A 16,588-nucleotide genomic window follows, 5' to 3' on the forward strand; every position below is an offset into this window, starting at 1 on the left:
TTTATTTGGGTAAAAATGACTAAAAATACATTTTGGTCATTTTTGAAAAGGGGGATAAATTATGAAATGGCATAAGTTGCTTAGTAAAGAATTTGCAGAGATTATAAAAAGTAAAAAAATATTAATCCCAATCATTGCGGTTTTATTTGTACCGATTTTATATGCAGGTATGTTTTTATGGGCCTTTTGGGATCCGTATAAACAGTTAGATGATTTGCCAGTAGCGGTAGTCAATTTAGATAAAGGTGCAGTATTTGATGGGAAACCAATTGAGGTCGGAAAAGGGCTCGTTGATAACTTAAAAGATAATAAAAGTTTTAAATGGGAATTTGTAAGTGAAAAAGAAGCGAAAGAGGGAATGGAAGGCAGAAAGTATTACATGTTAGTACGTATCCCAGATGACTTCTCAAGTAACGCTACAACGTTATTAAAAGACGATCCGAAACCATTAAACTTAGAATACATTCCAAATGAAAGTTTAAACTTCTTATCTTCACAAATTGGCGGAACAGCAATTGAAAAAATTAAAGGTGAAGTATCAAGCACGTTAACGAAAACATATGCAGAGAAAATGTTTGATTCCATTAAAGACGTCTCAAAAGGATTAGCAGATGGAGCAGAAGGGGCAAATAAACTACACGACGGATCAAGTGAGTTACATGATGGTTCAAGTAAAGTGACGGATGGCCTTCATACACTTCAAGGGAAGTCTGGAGAGATGAAAGATGGAGTTCAGAAATTAGCAGATGGATCTAATAAATTACAAGATGGATCCGGAAAAGTGACAGCAGGTTTAAATACATTAAATAGCAAAACGGGTATAGGAAAATTACAAGATGGATCAGGAAAAGTAACAGACGGTTTAAATACGCTAAATGGCAAAACAGGTGAAATGCAGACAGGTATAGGAAAATTAGTAGACGGATCAGGAAAAGTAACGAACGGTTTAAATACGTTAAATAGCAAAACGGGTGAATTGCGTGATGGATCTGAGAAAGTGACTGGTGGCTTGAACAAACTAGTAAGTAAATCTGGTGAATTACAAACAGGAACAACTGACCTATCAAATGGTATGGGAAAACTTGCTGAAAGGCAAAGTCAATTAGAGGAAGGTTCTCAAGAAATTCAAAAGGGATTGCAAGAGTTAAATAGTAACGTACAAAAGTCTGCCGCAGGCTTAGAGGAAATGCAGTCGAAAGTTCCTTCTATATTAAATACAGTAAATGAGAAAATAGATGGAGCTGGGGCGAATGTAAATCAGTTAAATGAACTTACACAATCAACAGCAGGAGATGCCAAAAATGCAGCGCAAGAGGTAGCGAATTTACAAAAGCAAATTGAAAGTTTACCAAAAGAATATCAAGAGCAGTTACAACCATTCATAACAAGTGCTGTAAAAAGTACAGCGACAGTTCAGCAAAAAGCTGCCGGAGTAGCAGGTGGAACAAATAAATTAAATGAAGAAGTAAAACAATTAACAGGCGAAATACATCAAACAACAAATGGATTGCAAAACAAATTACCAAATCCAGCAGGGGTGAAAACTCTGGCAGTTGGTGTTGAGAAACTAACTTACGCACAAAATGAATTTGTTAGTAAGTTTCATGGGTTTGGTGAGGGATTAGATAAAGTAAAAATAGGTGCTGATAAATTAAAAGATGGATCGGCTCAATTAATTGATGGAGTAACGCAATTACAAAGCGGATCCGGAAAAGTGACAGCTGGATTAGGTCAATTATCTGCAGGAGCAAATCAATTAGCAGATGGCTCAAACCAAGTAACAGGCGGTTTAGGTACGTTATCTGTAGGAGCAAACCAAATGGCAGGTGGAATAAATCAATTAGCGGACGGTTCAAGTCAAGTAACAGGTGGTTTAGGCACATTATCAGTAGGAGTAACTAAATTAGCAGATGGCTCAAGTCAAGTAACAACTGGCTTAGGTACTCTAAATGGTGGGCTAAATAAAATGTCAACTGGCTCAACCCAACTAATCGACGGAGTAAATAAACTAACAGACGGATCCGGAAAAGTGACAGATGGACTTGTGAAAGTAAATGATGGTTCAGGTGAACTTGCTGAGAAACTTGGCGAAGGGGCAGAGAAAACTGGTGAAGTGAAAGGAACGGATAAAACGTATGATATGTTTGCAAGCCCTGTAAAAGTGAAGACGGAGAAAATGGCGGAAGTTCCAAACTACGGAACAGGATTCACACCGTACTTCTTATCGCTCGGTTTATTCGTTGGGGCATTACTATTATCTATCGTATACCCATTACGCGATACAGTCGGCGTTCCGAAATCAGGATTCAGCTGGTTTATTAGTAAGTTTGGTGTTTTACTATCAGTCGGTATTATTCAAGCAATAGTAGCAGATGTCATATTACTATTCTGGTTAGGTGTAGAAGTACAAAGTATTCCATACTTTATACTCTTTAGTATTGTTACGAGCTTAGCGTTTATTTCATTAATTCAATGTTTAGTAACAGCATTCGGTGATGCGGGCCGTTTCATTGCGATCTTAACATTAATTATACAGCTTACAACTAGCGCTGGAACATTCCCGCTAGAGTTGATTCCGAAGTATTTACAACCATTTAATGCTTGGCTACCGATGACATACTCTGTATCAGGATTTAAAGCAGTCGTATCAAGCGGTGATTTTAACTTCATGTGGCAAAATATAGGGATATTAATGATCTTTATCGTTTTATTATCACTTGGAACAATTGCTTCATTAACTTGGATGCACAAACGACAGTTTAAAAATATTGCTGAGAATCAATCGATTGAAGCTTAAATAAGACCAATAAAAAAAGGCACCGAAATGGTGCCTTTTTTATTGGTCTTGTTTTATTGGTTGAGAAAGTTTATTTGTTTTTCTATTTTTACGGAACAAGTATATAACAATACTTATAAGAATAATTGTTGCTACAATCCAAACAAATGGACCATATCTTTCAGCAAAAGTATATAGTTTCATGTTGCTGGAAATGTCCTCTTTTGTTTTTCCTATTAGAATTTCAGAGCCACTATAACCTTCAAGTGTATCTCCTTTTTTTATACCAAAAATAAGAGTGTCTGATTTGTTTTCTATTCCTGTGTATCGGTATCCTTTACCTTTAATTGTTAATTGAGTATCATCTTTTTTTAGTGTGTAGTCTTCGGCGGAAATATCTTTTCCTGACAGTGTAATTGGTTCCATTGAGAAGCGGATTTCTTTTAATGCAGGAAGAGCCTCATTGTTTAGTAAGAGCTGCTTTGCAATATGCTGCTCGGTATCAATGTTTTTCCAATTTGCCTTTCGTCGTTTATATGTATTAATTTCAAGAAGTGCAAATTCTTTATTTTGAAGTTTTTCCTCTGTAATAGGTTGCGCGGTAGTTAATGTTCCTTTTAATAAAATCACACCGTCTTTTGCAGATTGAAATGAAGAGACTTCCTTCGTTTCTTTTAATGTATTGATAGCACCTCTATAATCTTCTTTTCCTAAAAGAACAGCTCCCGTATGTACGGTTAAAATAAGATATAGGATGCTTAATACTATAATAGCTTTTTTCACTATTTTCCCTCCAAAATATGTATAAGTTAATTGTAACATAATTTTCCATATAGAATTTATTAATTTTAATAATAGGTTATGAGAATGAGGGTGATAAGTAAATTAAGAGAAGTGTGGATGAGAGAGAAATACAGTTGTAAGAAAGGTGAACTGTACTTCTCTTTTAGATGAAAAGTATTTTATTCCGTAAAATCCCGATTGGTGTAGGCTAATAATCAGTGGGGGATGAACAAAATCAACCACTGATTAAAGTTTCACTTTATTGAATTCTTTTTCTCTGTATTACATTTAAAAAACCCTCAATATTTGAGCTTAAAATTTGTCCCACCGTTATATATTCGTCTTCATAGTAAAATATTAGTTTTTTATCAAAGAATGTTCTTTTCGTCTCTATGGATAGAATTTTTTTATATTCAAATTCCACAATCAATGCATTTTTACAACATTTGAATGATTGTCCATAAAAAATAACCCTCCTATTAGTGGCAAGTAACACTCCGGAACGAGGGACATTATGTGTAATAATATAGCCAGTAAGTGAACATCTTAAAATGGATAAAATATTTTCTTCATGATGTAATAGTTGTTTTGCATCCTTTAAAATTTGATTCATTGCATATTTGGTGTATGGTCTTTTGAATATTACTCAGAATGGTTCTTACTTTCCAAAGAGCATCTTTTCCTTAATTTCACTATATTTTATGTGTAGCCTAAACGAAAGAAAGGAATCACAACAATTTGAATAGAATCATATTACAGGGGAGTTGATAGTATGAGACGAAAATCTCGCTTCTATTTCATCATATATCCCTAGTCTGCTTCTTAGTTTATACACTATCTCCGATTTTGTTTCATAAAAAAGAATATACGAGTATGAAAGACATAGTGGGAATGATTGTAACCTATTATATTTTAATTGGTGGATATTACTTTATTGATTTTTTAAGTAAAAGAATAAAGAAAAACGGTAAAGTTTAATAATATAAAAACTGATGGAGGAAAACAAAATGACCGAAAGTGAAATGAAATTTCGTGATACAACCATTCGTAACTTTTTTGATAAAGAGGACCGCTTAAAATCGATTCCAGGTCAAAAGAAGAAAAAGTTAGTGTTATTGGAACATTTGATTAGCAAATTAAACGCTGAAAATCAATATACAGAAAAAGAAATTAATACATTCATAAAACAATATCATGATGATTTTTGTACGATTAGACGAGAATTCATAGTGCATGGATTTATGGATCGTGAGGATAATATGTACCATATGAACGGGAGAGAAGTGTGGACGAAGTGGGAGGAGTTATAAGTGTAATGAGGAAGGGGAATTTTCTTGCAAGCTAGTAGTCTTATACAGGAAGAGATTTCGGGAAAACCATCGATTATTGGGATATTTACTTCACCAACACTGCAATTCAAAAAGATGAAGAATCAAAGAAATATATTTTTTCCGTTAGCTCTTTTAATTGTGCTTATTATAATTTCAAGTGCTTTAATGTCTTGGAATACTTTAAACAATCCTGCGCTTAGTATGTTTCATGATAAAACTGGATTTACTGTTCCAAAATACATAACTTTCTTTACTTCATTTGGAATTTCTACAGTAAGTGGAATAGTAGCTATACTTTTTGCGCCTATATTCTATAAAAACATTATGATTTTTTTTGGAGTCGATATTAACTACAAGGAAACATTTCCTATCATTATCTATGCATCTTTTGTATTAAAATTAGGGATGCTTTTAAACGGATTGATTGCGTTCTCCCTTGGTGGATATGAGTTGTCCTATACAGGTTTAGGTGCGATAGCAACAGATAATATGGTTTTACATGCAATCGCTCAGAGGATAGATATATTTAATATTTGGTATTACGTTTTATTAGGAATAGGCTTAAAAACAATTACGAATTTAAATGAAAATAAACTTGTCACTCTCATTATTGTGCTTTTCGTTTTTACTAGTGCATTAGCAAGTATATCTGGATTTATGCAAGAAATATCTAAATTACAATAAAAGTATATTGGATTATATTTTTATTCATTTGTATGAAGAAAGGTGGTTTGGCTATGTGCCAAACCACCTTCTTTCATTCTTTATGGTAAATTATGAAATACTGTGATCCAATCTTTCTTTCTGACGAAGATGATGTGAAAAATGCATAGAAATGAGCTGGAACCACTCTGGAGCATTTAAGTACCCAAGTCCAGGATGCTCCACTTTACAATCATTTGGAATAGAAGCAAGCATTGGTTCAATGTTTTTTACAGCTGTAATTAATTTTAGAAAACGCTCCTGTATCTCTTCTTTGCATGATGGATTTTCAGGTGTGTATCCAGAGCGATTTGGCACTTTTATTTGTATAGGAGGGAAAGCACCCATTGTATATACTTTTTCACCCATATCCGTTTTTTTGTTAGCTACAGATGGTGTTTCATTTTTACATTTCTCGATTGCATCTAATTGCATATACGTAGCCGAAAGTAAATGATTATACATTTGACCGAGAGACCATTCTTCAGCAGAAGGTTTTGTCCTAAATTGTTCAAGAGAGTACTTTTCTAATTCCTCTAAGTAATACGTTGCTAAACTTTCAAATTTCTCTAAAGTGGTAGTACTGTTCATATTGTTATCCCCTTTTTAAGAAAATGTATTTGTTAATACCTACAATAAAGGAGGGATGCTGACAACATTATGTCAGTAGTAAAATGAAAAATTAAAGTTTTAACATTTTTTTTACTTCATCATATATTTTCTCAGAAAGAATTTTTGGCTCTAGTACTTGCACTTGGCTTCCCCAGCTTAATACCCATTGAAATACTTCGTCTATGCTTCTTGATTTCAAAAAGACGTGAAAATCATTATCTTTATGCTCGTATGAATCTATAAAAAAGTATCGTGATTCAATAATTTTATGTGCAATGTGGGCTGGGAATAATAAATGGATCGTAACAGTACGATTGTTTTCAGGTTGATAGTCTTGTAAAGAAAAGTCCTTCGGTTTTGTAAAAAATTCTTGTTCTTGCTGTAATGTATCCATACGGTCTAAGCGAAAATTACGTATTTGTTTTCGCAGTAAACAATGAGCAACGATGTACCAAATTCCAGAAATGTTGACTAAACCGTAAGGATGAACGGTGCGTTTTGTTTTTGTAGTTTCTCTCGGTTTACGATACGAAAAAGAGATAGATTGCTCTCTTTGAATAGCTTCTTGTAACAAGAAAAGTTGGCTCTCTAGTTTTTCTTGCTCGGCTTGCTGGTTTGAAAATATAGGAGAAAGGAAACGGAAAGTTCCTCGCAATTCCTCAATTTTCTTTTGTTGATCAGTAGGGAGGACTATCTCAAGTTTCTCTTTTGCTGATTGCGCATGTACAGAAAAAGAAGAGGTGAAAGCTTTCTCAATATAATCACCGCCCAATAAAAGAGTAACGGCCTCTTCTGGCGTAAGCTGAATGGGTGGTAAGAAATAACCATCCATTAATGAATAGCCGTGACCAGGCATTGAAAAAATGGGAACACCGGATTCGCTGAGTGCGTCCATATCTCGATAAATAGTGCGTATACTTATCTCGAATTTTTCAGCTAAGCTTTGTGCTGTGACAGTTTGTTTTCTTTGTAATTCAATTAATATAGCTAATAAACGATCCGTCCGATTCATGAAATATCATCCTTTATTTTATAAATATTCTTATTGTGAAATTCTAAAAGTAGTGTGTAATTCCCTGCCATTAACAGACTTTTCCCTATGTATAATATTAATATAGTAAAATCATAAGAACCTATATTGCAGTTTCCAATAATATACTATATAATCAGGATAAGAAAACGTTTTCATGCAAAGGGGGAAATTTCGTGTCGACTATCGAGGACGTGGCGAAATTAGCGGGGTTATCAAGGACAACGGTTTCTAGGGTGATCAATAATCATCCATATGTTTCAGATGAGAAGAAGAAAAGGGTTCAATTAGCAATGAAGCATTTAGGCTTCGTTCCTAATTCTGCGGCGAGAAGGCTTCGTAAACAAAAAACAGAAACAATTGCGGTGCTTGTTCCAAGGATTACAAATCCTTTTTTTAGTAGATTTATTGAAGCAATCGAGATTGCTGCTTCTGAACATAAATATAAACTGATTATTTGTCAAACAAGATATTTACCGGAAAAAGAGATGGAGTATTTACAATTATTATCTACGAAACAAGTAGATGGGATTATTCTATGTTCACTAGAAAATCCATGGGAGAATGTGGAGCCATACTTGCAACACGGTCCAATCGTGTTATGTAATGAATATATTGAGGAAGCAAATGTTCCAACAGTGAAGTTCGATCATGCACAGGGTGCATACATAGCTGCCAATCATGTATTAGAACAAGGATATCGTAATCTGATATTTTGCCGTGGTAACGAAACGAAAGTAGTGAGCCAACAGCGAAAAATGGGCTTTTTACGCGCTATTACTGAAAAGAGTAGAGAAGTGGAAGCGATCGATTTTCTTGAAAACGCTTTCTCTTGGGATGATGGAAAACGAATATTCAATGAAGTATTAAAGGACAAAAAAAATCCTACCGCGATTTTGGCAGGAGGCGACGAGGTTGCAGCTGGAATTATCTCAGAGGCGAAACGCCATGGTTGGAGTATTCCAGAAGATCTCGCTGTGATCGGTTTTGATAATCAAATTTTAGCGCAGATTACAGAGCCAGGTATTACGACAATTGAACAACCAATCGACGAGATGGCTCGAAAAGTTGTCGACCTGATGATGGATAAAATCCATACGAAAAATTATCGACAAAAAGAATTGTATGAGTTTGAACTGGAGCTCTTGGTGAAAGGTTCAACGATGAAAGATACGATGTTATTAGCCTAGTAGACTATGTCTGCTAGGTTTTTTTATGTTTACAAACTACTATTCTTCGTGAACGCAATCGTCACATTTGTTATGGTATGCTTCGTGCTGCTCATCAATTTCCTTCCCGCAATGAGCACAAGTTTTCGTCGGTAAATTTCGGAAAAACTCCATTGGTTGATCGATCATGTCAATCCCTCCATTTCCATTTCTTACTATCATTGTATTAGTACAAAAAACAAAAGTCAACAACTGTTTTATAACAAAAGTGAAAATTAATGAAAAAGTTTAGGAAATGGATTATAGTTAACAATGTAGGATGTAAGTAAAAAACTTTCTCAAGTACGGAAAAAAACGGCATTCCTACGCGGTTTTAGAAAGGATGGATACATATGAAGATGACTGTTGTCGGCTTTTGGGGCGGCTTTCCAGAAGCGGGAGAAGCAACGTCGGGGTATTTGTTTGAACACGATGGTTTTCGTTTACTTGTCGACTGTGGTAGTGGTGTACTAGCACAGCTTCAAAAATATATAACACCATCTCATATAGATGCAGTTGTACTGTCGCACTATCATCATGATCATGTTGCAGACATTGGGGTGCTGCAATATGCAAGATTAATTACGAGTGTGACAAAAGGACAACTACCGGAGTTACCAATATACGGTCATTCGTTTGATGAGAATGGATTCCATTCTTTAACGCATGAACCGCATACGAAAGGAATCGCGTACAATCCAGAAGAAACACTTCAAATTGGACCGTTCTCCATTTCATTCTTAAAAACTGTTCATCCTGTTACATGCTTTGCGATGCGTATTATAGCTGGCGATGATGTTGTTGTATACAGCGCTGATTCCAGTTATATTCCTGAATTTATTCCGTTCACAAAAGATGCTGATCTTTTCATTTGTGAGTGTAATATGTATGCACATCAAGAGGCTGCAAAAGCAGGGCATATGAATAGTACAGAAGTAGCAAGTATTGCGAAAGATGCAAATGTAAAAGAACTTTTATTAACGCACTTACCGCATACAGGCAACCCATCTGATTTAGTAACAGAAGCAAAACAAATTTTCAGTGGCCATATTACGCTAGCGCATAGTGGCTACATTTGGAACTCATGAGGTGATACGATGTTATTTATTGATAATAAAGGGATTACAGATCCTAGAATAAACTTAGCAATTGAAGAATATTGTGTGAAGAATTTAGATATTAACGAAACATATTTACTGTTCTACATTAACAAACCTTCGATTATCATTGGTAAAAACCAAAACACAGTAGAAGAAATTAATGCAGATTACGTAAAAGAACAAGGTATTCATGTTGTTCGTCGTCTATCAGGCGGAGGCGCAGTATATCATGATTTAGGAAACTTAAACTTCAGCTTTATTACGAAAGATGATGGAGATAGTTTCAGCAACTTCAAAAAGTTCACAGAGCCTGTAACGAAAGCGCTTGGTAAATTAGGCGTAAATGCAGAACTAAGTGGTCGTAACGATATTTTAGCTGAAGGTAGAAAAATTTCAGGTAACGCGCAGTTCTCAACGAAAGGTCGTATGTTTAGTCACGGTACGTTACTATTTGACTCTGAAATCGATCACGTTGTATCGGCACTTAAAGTGAAAATGGATAAAATTCAATCAAAAGGCATTAAATCAATCCGTAGCCGCGTTGCGAACATTACAGAGTTCTTAAACGAAAAAATGACGACAGAAGAGTTTAGACAACTTCTTCTAGAAACAATTTTCGAAGGTGAAACAGAAATTCCAACGTACGAATTAACAGAAAATGATTGGAAAGAAATCCATAAACTTTCTGAAGAGCGCTACCAAAATTGGGATTGGAACTACGGAAAATCTCCGAAGTTCAACTTACAACATTCACACCGCTTCCCAGTTGGACAAGTTGACGTTCGTCTTGAAGTGAAAAAAGGAACAGTAACAGAATGTAAAATTTACGGTGACTTCTTCGGATCACTAGATGTTCATGACATTGAAGAGCGTCTAACAGGCGTACAATTTGATAAAGATACATTCACTGTAGCTTTAGAAGGCGTAGATATCGTACGCTATTTCGGTAATATTACAACAGAAGATTTCTTACATTTATTCTTCTAAAAATAAGAGAGGCTGCCGTAACAGGCAGCCTCTTTTTTGCGTAGATTGTTGCGTTTTGTCGATAAGTCGATATATTTTAAAAATCGCTGATATATTTCGAGTTACGTTCGATATATTCGAAAAATCGCCGGTATAATTTCACTTACCGTAAAACGTATATTTACAGGACATCTGCTCCGTATAAAGGAATATATATACTAAAAGGAGGATGATCGAAATAAAAAGGATAATACACTTTATATTATTGATCAGCTTCGTCGTCGGGATGACAGCTTGTAACGATGAAACTTCTTCAAACCGTACGACTTTGTCTATTGGAAAGCCAGCGAAGGATAATGTCATATATTTTACACATACAGATAGCAGACGAAAGATAGCTGATATACAAACTATGTTTCAAAATAAGAAATGGAAAAGAAATGAAACGTTTAGTACCATTGGTAAAACGCCAGATCTTGTCTTGTCGATAGATGAGGACAATAAAGGATTGCCGACATTATATGTTACAGTCTACTTGCATGAAAATGGAGCGGACGCTCTCAATTTGTATGGAGAGTATACGGCTTTAAATAAAGAGGAAGTTGAAAAACTTAGAGAGAAGATGAGTGCATATTATCCTAAAATGATTTTAGCTATAGTTTAACTATATGTTTGTACCTGTTTTTTTTACATATAATTCTCGTATCTTACTAAAGTATTCTGGAAGAAAGTGGTTTATGTATATTCGATTAATAGAATATCACTTGCTACTTTAATTTTCTTTTAATATAATTAATTTAGAATTTTTAAATATTCTAAATTTTATAAAGGTGGGATTTGTGTGAATCTCGTTCAATCTTTGGCTGAAACGGCAAAAAATAAGGGGGATAAACCGGCATACATATTTATGGATCAGTCGGTCTCGTATGACCAATTAAACAAAGTGGTCACTAGGTTTTCTAGCAATTTAGCAAAAATGGGCATTGGAAAAGGGGACAATGTCGCATTAGCTGTAGGCAATTCACCACATTTTTTAGTCGGTTTATACGGAACGATGAAAGCTGGAGCAACCGTCATTCCGATTAATCCAATTTATACAGCAGACGAAATACATTACATATTACAAAATGGAGATGTAAAAACAATCATCGTACTCGACGTCCTTCTACCTGTTATACAATCTCTTACAACAAGACTTCCTTCACTTGAAAATATCATCATATGCGAAACCTCATCAGATTTTAACCATACAGAAACTGAAAAAATGAAAACGTTTACTAGTTGTATAGGAACTGGAGATGTAACTTACGAAGGTCCTGAACTAGATGAAGAAGATGTAGCTGTTATTTTATACACTTCAGGTACAACTGGAAAGCCAAAAGGCGCTATGTTAACACATAAAAATTTATATAGTAATGCAAGCGATGTGGCGTCGTATTTACAATATACTGCGGACGATCGCGTCGTTGCGGCACTGCCGATGTTCCATGTATTTTGCTTAACAGTGGCGGTCAATGCGCCGATTGTGAACGGGGCGACTATTTTAATGTTACCGAAATTTAGTCCGAAAGAAGTATTCCGTATTTGTCGCACGTACGAACCAACGATTTTTGCTGGTGTACCGACAATGTACAATTATTTATATTTATTCGAAGAAGCAAGCGCAGAAGATGTGAAGACGCTTCGTCTTTGTATTTCAGGTGGTGCGTCAATGCCTGTTGCGCTTCTGCAAAACTTTGAAAAACGTTTTGACGTTATCGTTTCAGAAGGATACGGTTTATCAGAAGCATCACCAGTTACTTGTTTTAATCCATTAGATCGTCCTCGTAAACCAGGTTCGATTGGTACAAATATTTGGCACGTAGAAAATAAAATTGTGAACGAACTTGGGGAAGAAGTACCTGTTGGTGCAGTTGGGGAGTTAATTGTTCGCGGACCTAACGTTATGAAGGGTTACTATAATGCGCCAGAAGATACTGCGGCGACAATTAAAGATGGCTGGCTATATACAGGAGACTTAGCGAAAATGGATGAAGAAGGTTACTTCTATATCGTCGATCGCAAAAAAGATATTGTTTTAGTTGGCGGTTATAACGTATATCCTCGTGAAGTGGAGGAAGTATTATACACTCACGATTCGGTAGCTGAAGTTGTCGTAATCGGTGTTCCTGATGAAAACTTAGGAGAAGCAGTGCGAGCTTACGTCGTTCTGAAGCAAACGAGCGTAACAGAAGAAGAGCTTATGCATTACTGCACGTTACATTTAGCGAAATATAAAGTGCCAATGAGCATTGAGTTTTTAACAGAATTGCCGAAGAATACAACTGGTAAGTTGTTACGAAGAGCTCTGAGAGAGAAGGCATTGCAAGTGTAAAAATAAAGATATCCATCTCTATGACTACATGTATAGAGATGGATATCTTTTTGTCCTGTAAAAGCTGGATTAGTTTGGATGGACAAAATTCCTACTGATTGAAGTCTCACTTTATTTTTTAGAATTGGTTAAGCTATAAGCCCATATATTTAAAACGTAATATGACTAATAAGGAGGAGATATACGTGGAGCAGAAGGAATTACGCTTACGGAAAGTACAGTATCTTATTTGTGACATTATGGATGAAATGAATATGGAGAATGAAAAGAAGAACTTAGAAACATTGCAAAAGGTAATTGATCACCTTTCAGGAGCGATTGGGGATTTAGTGGATCCATCGGGTACGTATTCATTGGACTATTTAGAGAGAAAAGTGCATACGGCTCATTATTTATTGTTTAAAAATGACCGGAAAGCATATTTATGTAATAAATAGGTAGTATTCGTTTAATTTTTTATTTGACATTGATAATCATTATCAATATGATAGTTATGTTGGGTATATTCATATAAAGGGAGATGTCGTATTGATAATGATTAAGAAAAAATATATTAATGCATTCGTTATAGCCGCAACTTTAGCAGTTCCATTTAGCGGTATTATGGCGCCAATTGCAAAAGCAGATGTGATTGAAATGAAGGCAGCTAGTAAACTTGCAGATGGCACATATGACGTTATTTTAAAAACTTATAAAGATCAAACGAATGAAACATCTGTTGCTTCTACATATTTAAAAAATGCAAAAGTAACAATTCAAGGTGATAAAAAAATCGTTACGTTAACAGTTCAAGATAGTAGCTATTTCCAGTATCTTAAAGTAGAAGATACTAATAAATTAGGGACATTCCATGATGTGAAAGTGATCTCTGAAGATAAAACAAATAATGGCACGAAAGTTGTTCAATTTGAAATCGATGAGTTCTCGAAAAAATATAATATGCAAATGCATATATTAATTCCAGCAATTAAATATGATCATAAATATCAAGTGCAGTTTGAAATCGATGCGAGTGCAATTGAAAAGAAATCTAAGTTCTCAGATGTACCGACTTGGGCACAAGAGTCAGTTCAATATTTAGTAGACAAAGAGGCAGTACACGGTAAGCCAGATGGTACATTTGCACCAGCTGAAAATATCGATCGTGGTTCAGCAGCAAAAATATTAGCTACTGTTTTAGGGTTAGAAATTAATAAAGATGCGAAGCCATCATTCCGCGATGCTCAAAATCATTGGGCTACACCTTACATCGCAGCAGTTGAAAAAGCTGGCATTGTAAAAGGTGATGAGAAGGGTAACTTTAATCCGAGCGGGCTAATTAACCGTGCATCAATGGCTTCTATGCTTGTGAATGCATATAAATTAGAAAGAAATGAAAATATTAAACTACCAAAAGAATTTGCTGATTTAAAAGATCATTGGGGTACGAAGTATGCGAACATTTTAATCCAAGAAAATATTTCAGTTGGAACAGATAATGGATGGGCTCCAGATAAATCGGTAAGCCGCGCAGAAGCAGCTCAATTTATTGCGAAGACAGATAAGTTAAAGAAATAAATCGAAACTAAAATCAGTGGGATTCTATTCCCGCTGATTTTTAGCTTGTATGAAGTTTCTTATATAATAATTCCAAATTCCAAGTTGACACATGTGAATTACGGAATTAAAATGGAAAGAAATCAAACAGAATACAATAGAAGCTCATCAGAGAAACTGAAGGCGCACAACGTTCACTTTTGTGAATAGATTGTGTGCCTTTTTCTATTGTACAAACTAAGGGGGCTTTATATATGAAACAGTGGAGTAAGACAGCATTAATGAAAAGTACAGGTGTTTTATTATCAGCATTTGTCCTTTTGTCAGGGTGTGGTTCGGCAACATCCACTAACAATTCTGAAGGAAGTGCAGATAAGAAGACAGTCGAACTTTTAAATGTTTCATATGATCCAACGCGTGAGTTATATCAGGATTTCAATAAAGACTTTGCGAAGTATTGGAAAGAGAAGCATGGTCAAACAGTAAATATAAAGCAATCACACGGGGGATCTGGAAGTCAGGCACGCTCCGTTATTGACGGCTTAGAAGCAGACGTTGTAACACTAGCGCTCGCTTATGATATTGACGCGATTAGTAAGAAGAAACAACTAGCAGAAGATTGGCAGAAGCGACTTGCGGATAATTCTACTCCGTATACATCAACGATTGTATTTCTTGTTAGAAAAGGAAACCCGAAAGGAATTAAAGATTGGGATGATTTAACGAAAAAAGGTGTGTCTGTCATTACACCAAACCCGAAAACATCTGGGGGAGCACGGTGGAACTATTTAGGGGCGTGGGGATATGCACTGAAGAAATATAACAATAGTGAAGATAAAGCGAAAGAGTTTGTCGGTCAAATTTATAAAAACGTGGAAGTACTAGATTCAGGAGCACGCGGGGCAACGACGACTTTCGTTGAAAAAGGAATTGGTGATGTGTTAATCGCTTGGGAAAATGAAGCGTTATTATCACAAAAAGAACTTGGAAAAGATAAATTCGAAATTGTAACACCTTCGATTAGTATACTTGCCGAGCCGCCAGTAGCAGTTGTAGACAAAGTCGTTGATAAAAAGGGAACGAAAAAAGTAGCAGAAGGATATCTTGAATATTTGTATTCAGAAAAAGGGCAAGAAATTGCGGCGAAAAACTTTTATCGCCCTCGTAATGAAAAAGTAGCAGAAAAGTACGCATCACAATTTCCGAAAGTTCAATTATTTACAGTTGATGAACTATTTGGAGGATGGAAAAAAGCACAAGAAAAGCATTTTAATGATGGCGGCGTATTCGATCAAATGTATAAAAAATAAGGGGGGATGAGGTGACGTTATATGAGGAAGAAGCGTGTCTTACCAGGGTTTGGATTATCTCTTGGATTTACAATGCTATATATGAGTTTATTCGTACTTATACCACTTTCTATCGTATTTATTCAAACTTCGCAGCTAGGTTGGAAGAAGTTTGCTGGGGTTATAACGAGTGAGCGCGTGTTGCATTCGTATCAAGTAAGTTTCACAACTTCACTTGCAGCGGCAATCGTAAATGCCATTTTTGGTTTATTAATTGCTTGGGTACTCGTTCGCTACACATTTCCAGGGAAGCGGTTATTAGACGGACTAATCGATTTACCATTCGCTCTTCCGACTGCTGTAGCTGGTATTACACTTACGACGCTTTATGCGGAAAATGGATTTATTGGAAAAATATTTAGTGTGTTTCATATAAAAGTAGCTTTTACCCAGCTCGGCATTATTGTGGCGCTTACGTTTATTGGCTTACCATTTGTCGTGCGAATGGTGCAACCAGTACTACAAAGTATTGATAAAGAAGTAGAAGAAGCAGCTTCTAGTTTAGGGGCGTCACGCTTCCAAATATTTGTGAAAATCATTTTGCCAGAAATATTCCCGGCCTTGCTTGCTGGTTTTTCACTCGCCTTTGCTCGGGCGTTAGGGGAATATGGATCTGTCGTGTTCATTGCAGGTAATATGCCGATGAAAACAGAAATCGCACCGCTTATGATTATGACAAAACTCGAACAATATGATTATGCAGGCGCAACAGCTGTAGCGGCTGTGATGCTTATTATTTCTCTCCTTTTCCTACTATTTATTAATATGATTCAAACTTGGAGCAGAAGGCATGAATTGAAAAGCGAATAGGAGGGGAGAAA

17 protein-coding genes and 1 pseudogene are annotated in these 16,588 nt (G+C 35.7%); 13 read left to right on the plus strand and 5 right to left on the minus strand.

Going from position 1 to position 16,588, the window contains the following annotated elements:
• The first annotated feature begins 61 nt into the window (after positions 1 to 61).
• On the plus strand, positions 62 to 2,797 hold the full coding sequence (locus tag ABH959_RS24420; RefSeq protein WP_404493302.1) for a YhgE/Pip family protein: 2,736 nt from the start codon (positions 62 to 64) through the stop codon (positions 2,795 to 2,797).
• 39 nt (positions 2,798 to 2,836) lie between these two features.
• Here ABH959_RS24420 and ABH959_RS24425 read toward each other — a convergent pair whose 3' ends face one another.
• Positions 2,837 to 3,598 (minus strand): hypothetical protein, encoded by a 762-nt coding sequence (locus ABH959_RS24425; RefSeq protein WP_404493303.1) that lies wholly within the window; start codon positions 3,596 to 3,598, stop codon positions 2,837 to 2,839.
• A gap of 220 nt (positions 3,599 to 3,818) precedes the next feature.
• On the minus strand, positions 3,819 to 4,172 hold the full coding sequence (locus tag ABH959_RS24430) for a PH domain-containing protein (protein ID WP_002125820.1): 354 nt from the start codon (positions 4,170 to 4,172) through the stop codon (positions 3,819 to 3,821).
• A 159-nt stretch (positions 4,173 to 4,331) separates the two neighbouring features.
• Here ABH959_RS24430 and ABH959_RS24435 point away from each other — a divergent pair.
• From ABH959_RS24435 to yknW, 3 genes and pseudogenes are all read left to right on the plus strand, one after another.
• Positions 4,332 to 4,537, plus strand: a pseudogene (locus ABH959_RS24435) (hypothetical protein).
• A gap of 29 nt (positions 4,538 to 4,566) precedes the next feature.
• Entirely contained in the window at positions 4,567 to 4,869 is a 303-nt protein-coding gene (locus ABH959_RS24440; RefSeq protein WP_404493304.1) for a DUF2087 domain-containing protein, read from the plus strand.
• Between the two features lie 24 nt (positions 4,870 to 4,893).
• The gene (yknW, locus tag ABH959_RS24445; RefSeq protein WP_002125826.1) at positions 4,894 to 5,574 is read left to right on the plus strand and encodes a YknW family membrane protein; all 681 of its coding nucleotides are present in this window, start codon (positions 4,894 to 4,896) and stop codon (positions 5,572 to 5,574) included.
• A gap of 90 nt (positions 5,575 to 5,664) precedes the next feature.
• Here yknW and ABH959_RS24450 read toward each other — a convergent pair whose 3' ends face one another.
• Together ABH959_RS24450 and ABH959_RS24455 are read right to left on the minus strand one after the other, a co-directional pair.
• Positions 5,665 to 6,183, minus strand: coding sequence for a DinB family protein (locus tag ABH959_RS24450; protein ID WP_404493305.1), 519 nt, complete (start codon positions 6,181 to 6,183; stop codon positions 5,665 to 5,667).
• Between the two features lie 91 nt (positions 6,184 to 6,274).
• A complete protein-coding gene (locus tag ABH959_RS24455) occupies positions 6,275 to 7,216 on the minus strand; it encodes a helix-turn-helix transcriptional regulator (protein WP_404493306.1) in 942 nt (313 codons plus the stop codon).
• Positions 7,217 to 7,410: 194 nt separating this feature from the next.
• Between ABH959_RS24455 and ABH959_RS24460 the strand changes: the two genes are divergently transcribed.
• Complete coding sequence (locus tag ABH959_RS24460) at positions 7,411 to 8,424, plus strand: LacI family DNA-binding transcriptional regulator (protein ID WP_002087115.1); 1,014 nt, start codon at positions 7,411 to 7,413, stop codon at positions 8,422 to 8,424.
• Between the two features lie 39 nt (positions 8,425 to 8,463).
• Here the strand turns inward: ABH959_RS24460 and yhfH are convergent, their stop codons facing one another.
• A complete protein-coding gene (gene yhfH / locus ABH959_RS24465) occupies positions 8,464 to 8,592 on the minus strand; it encodes a protein YhfH (protein ID WP_000567010.1) in 129 nt (42 codons plus the stop codon).
• A 203-nt stretch (positions 8,593 to 8,795) separates the two neighbouring features.
• On the opposite strand from yhfH, the gene ABH959_RS24470 reads away from it, so the two are divergent.
• The 8 genes from ABH959_RS24470 (at position 8,796) to cysT (ending at position 16,577) form a co-directional block, all read left to right on the plus strand.
• Complete coding sequence (locus ABH959_RS24470) at positions 8,796 to 9,530, plus strand: MBL fold metallo-hydrolase (protein WP_404493307.1); 735 nt, start codon at positions 8,796 to 8,798, stop codon at positions 9,528 to 9,530.
• Between the two features lie 9 nt (positions 9,531 to 9,539).
• Positions 9,540 to 10,529: a lipoate--protein ligase gene (gene lplA / locus ABH959_RS24475; protein ID WP_002134871.1), complete on the plus strand. Its 990-nt coding sequence runs from the start codon at positions 9,540 to 9,542 to the stop codon at positions 10,527 to 10,529.
• Between the two features lie 217 nt (positions 10,530 to 10,746).
• Positions 10,747 to 11,172 carry a hypothetical protein gene (locus ABH959_RS24480; RefSeq protein ID WP_404493325.1) on the plus strand — a complete coding sequence of 142 codons (426 nt, stop codon included), beginning with the start codon at positions 10,747 to 10,749 and terminating at the stop codon, positions 11,170 to 11,172.
• A 177-nt stretch (positions 11,173 to 11,349) separates the two neighbouring features.
• Positions 11,350 to 12,882, plus strand: a complete 1,533-nt coding sequence (locus ABH959_RS24485) for a fatty acid--CoA ligase family protein (protein ID WP_404493308.1) — start codon at positions 11,350 to 11,352, stop codon at positions 12,880 to 12,882.
• 185 nt (positions 12,883 to 13,067) lie between these two features.
• Entirely contained in the window at positions 13,068 to 13,319 is a 252-nt protein-coding gene (locus ABH959_RS24490; protein ID WP_002064161.1) for a hypothetical protein, read from the plus strand.
• 97 nt (positions 13,320 to 13,416) lie between these two features.
• Positions 13,417 to 14,439, plus strand: coding sequence for an S-layer homology domain-containing protein (locus ABH959_RS24495; RefSeq protein ID WP_404493326.1), 1,023 nt, complete (start codon positions 13,417 to 13,419; stop codon positions 14,437 to 14,439).
• Between the two features lie 233 nt (positions 14,440 to 14,672).
• Positions 14,673 to 15,728 carry a sulfate ABC transporter substrate-binding protein gene (locus ABH959_RS24500; RefSeq protein WP_002166179.1) on the plus strand — a complete coding sequence of 352 codons (1,056 nt, stop codon included), beginning with the start codon at positions 14,673 to 14,675 and terminating at the stop codon, positions 15,726 to 15,728.
• A 21-nt stretch (positions 15,729 to 15,749) separates the two neighbouring features.
• Positions 15,750 to 16,577 (plus strand): sulfate ABC transporter permease subunit CysT, encoded by an 828-nt coding sequence (cysT, locus tag ABH959_RS24505; RefSeq protein WP_002011198.1) that lies wholly within the window; start codon positions 15,750 to 15,752, stop codon positions 16,575 to 16,577.
• The last annotated feature ends 11 nt before the right edge of the window (positions 16,578 to 16,588 follow it).

It is taken from the genome of Bacillus sp. RC51 (genome assembly GCF_044908115.1).
Classification (GTDB): domain Bacteria; phylum Bacillota; class Bacilli; order Bacillales; family Bacillaceae_G; genus Bacillus_A; species Bacillus_A mycoides.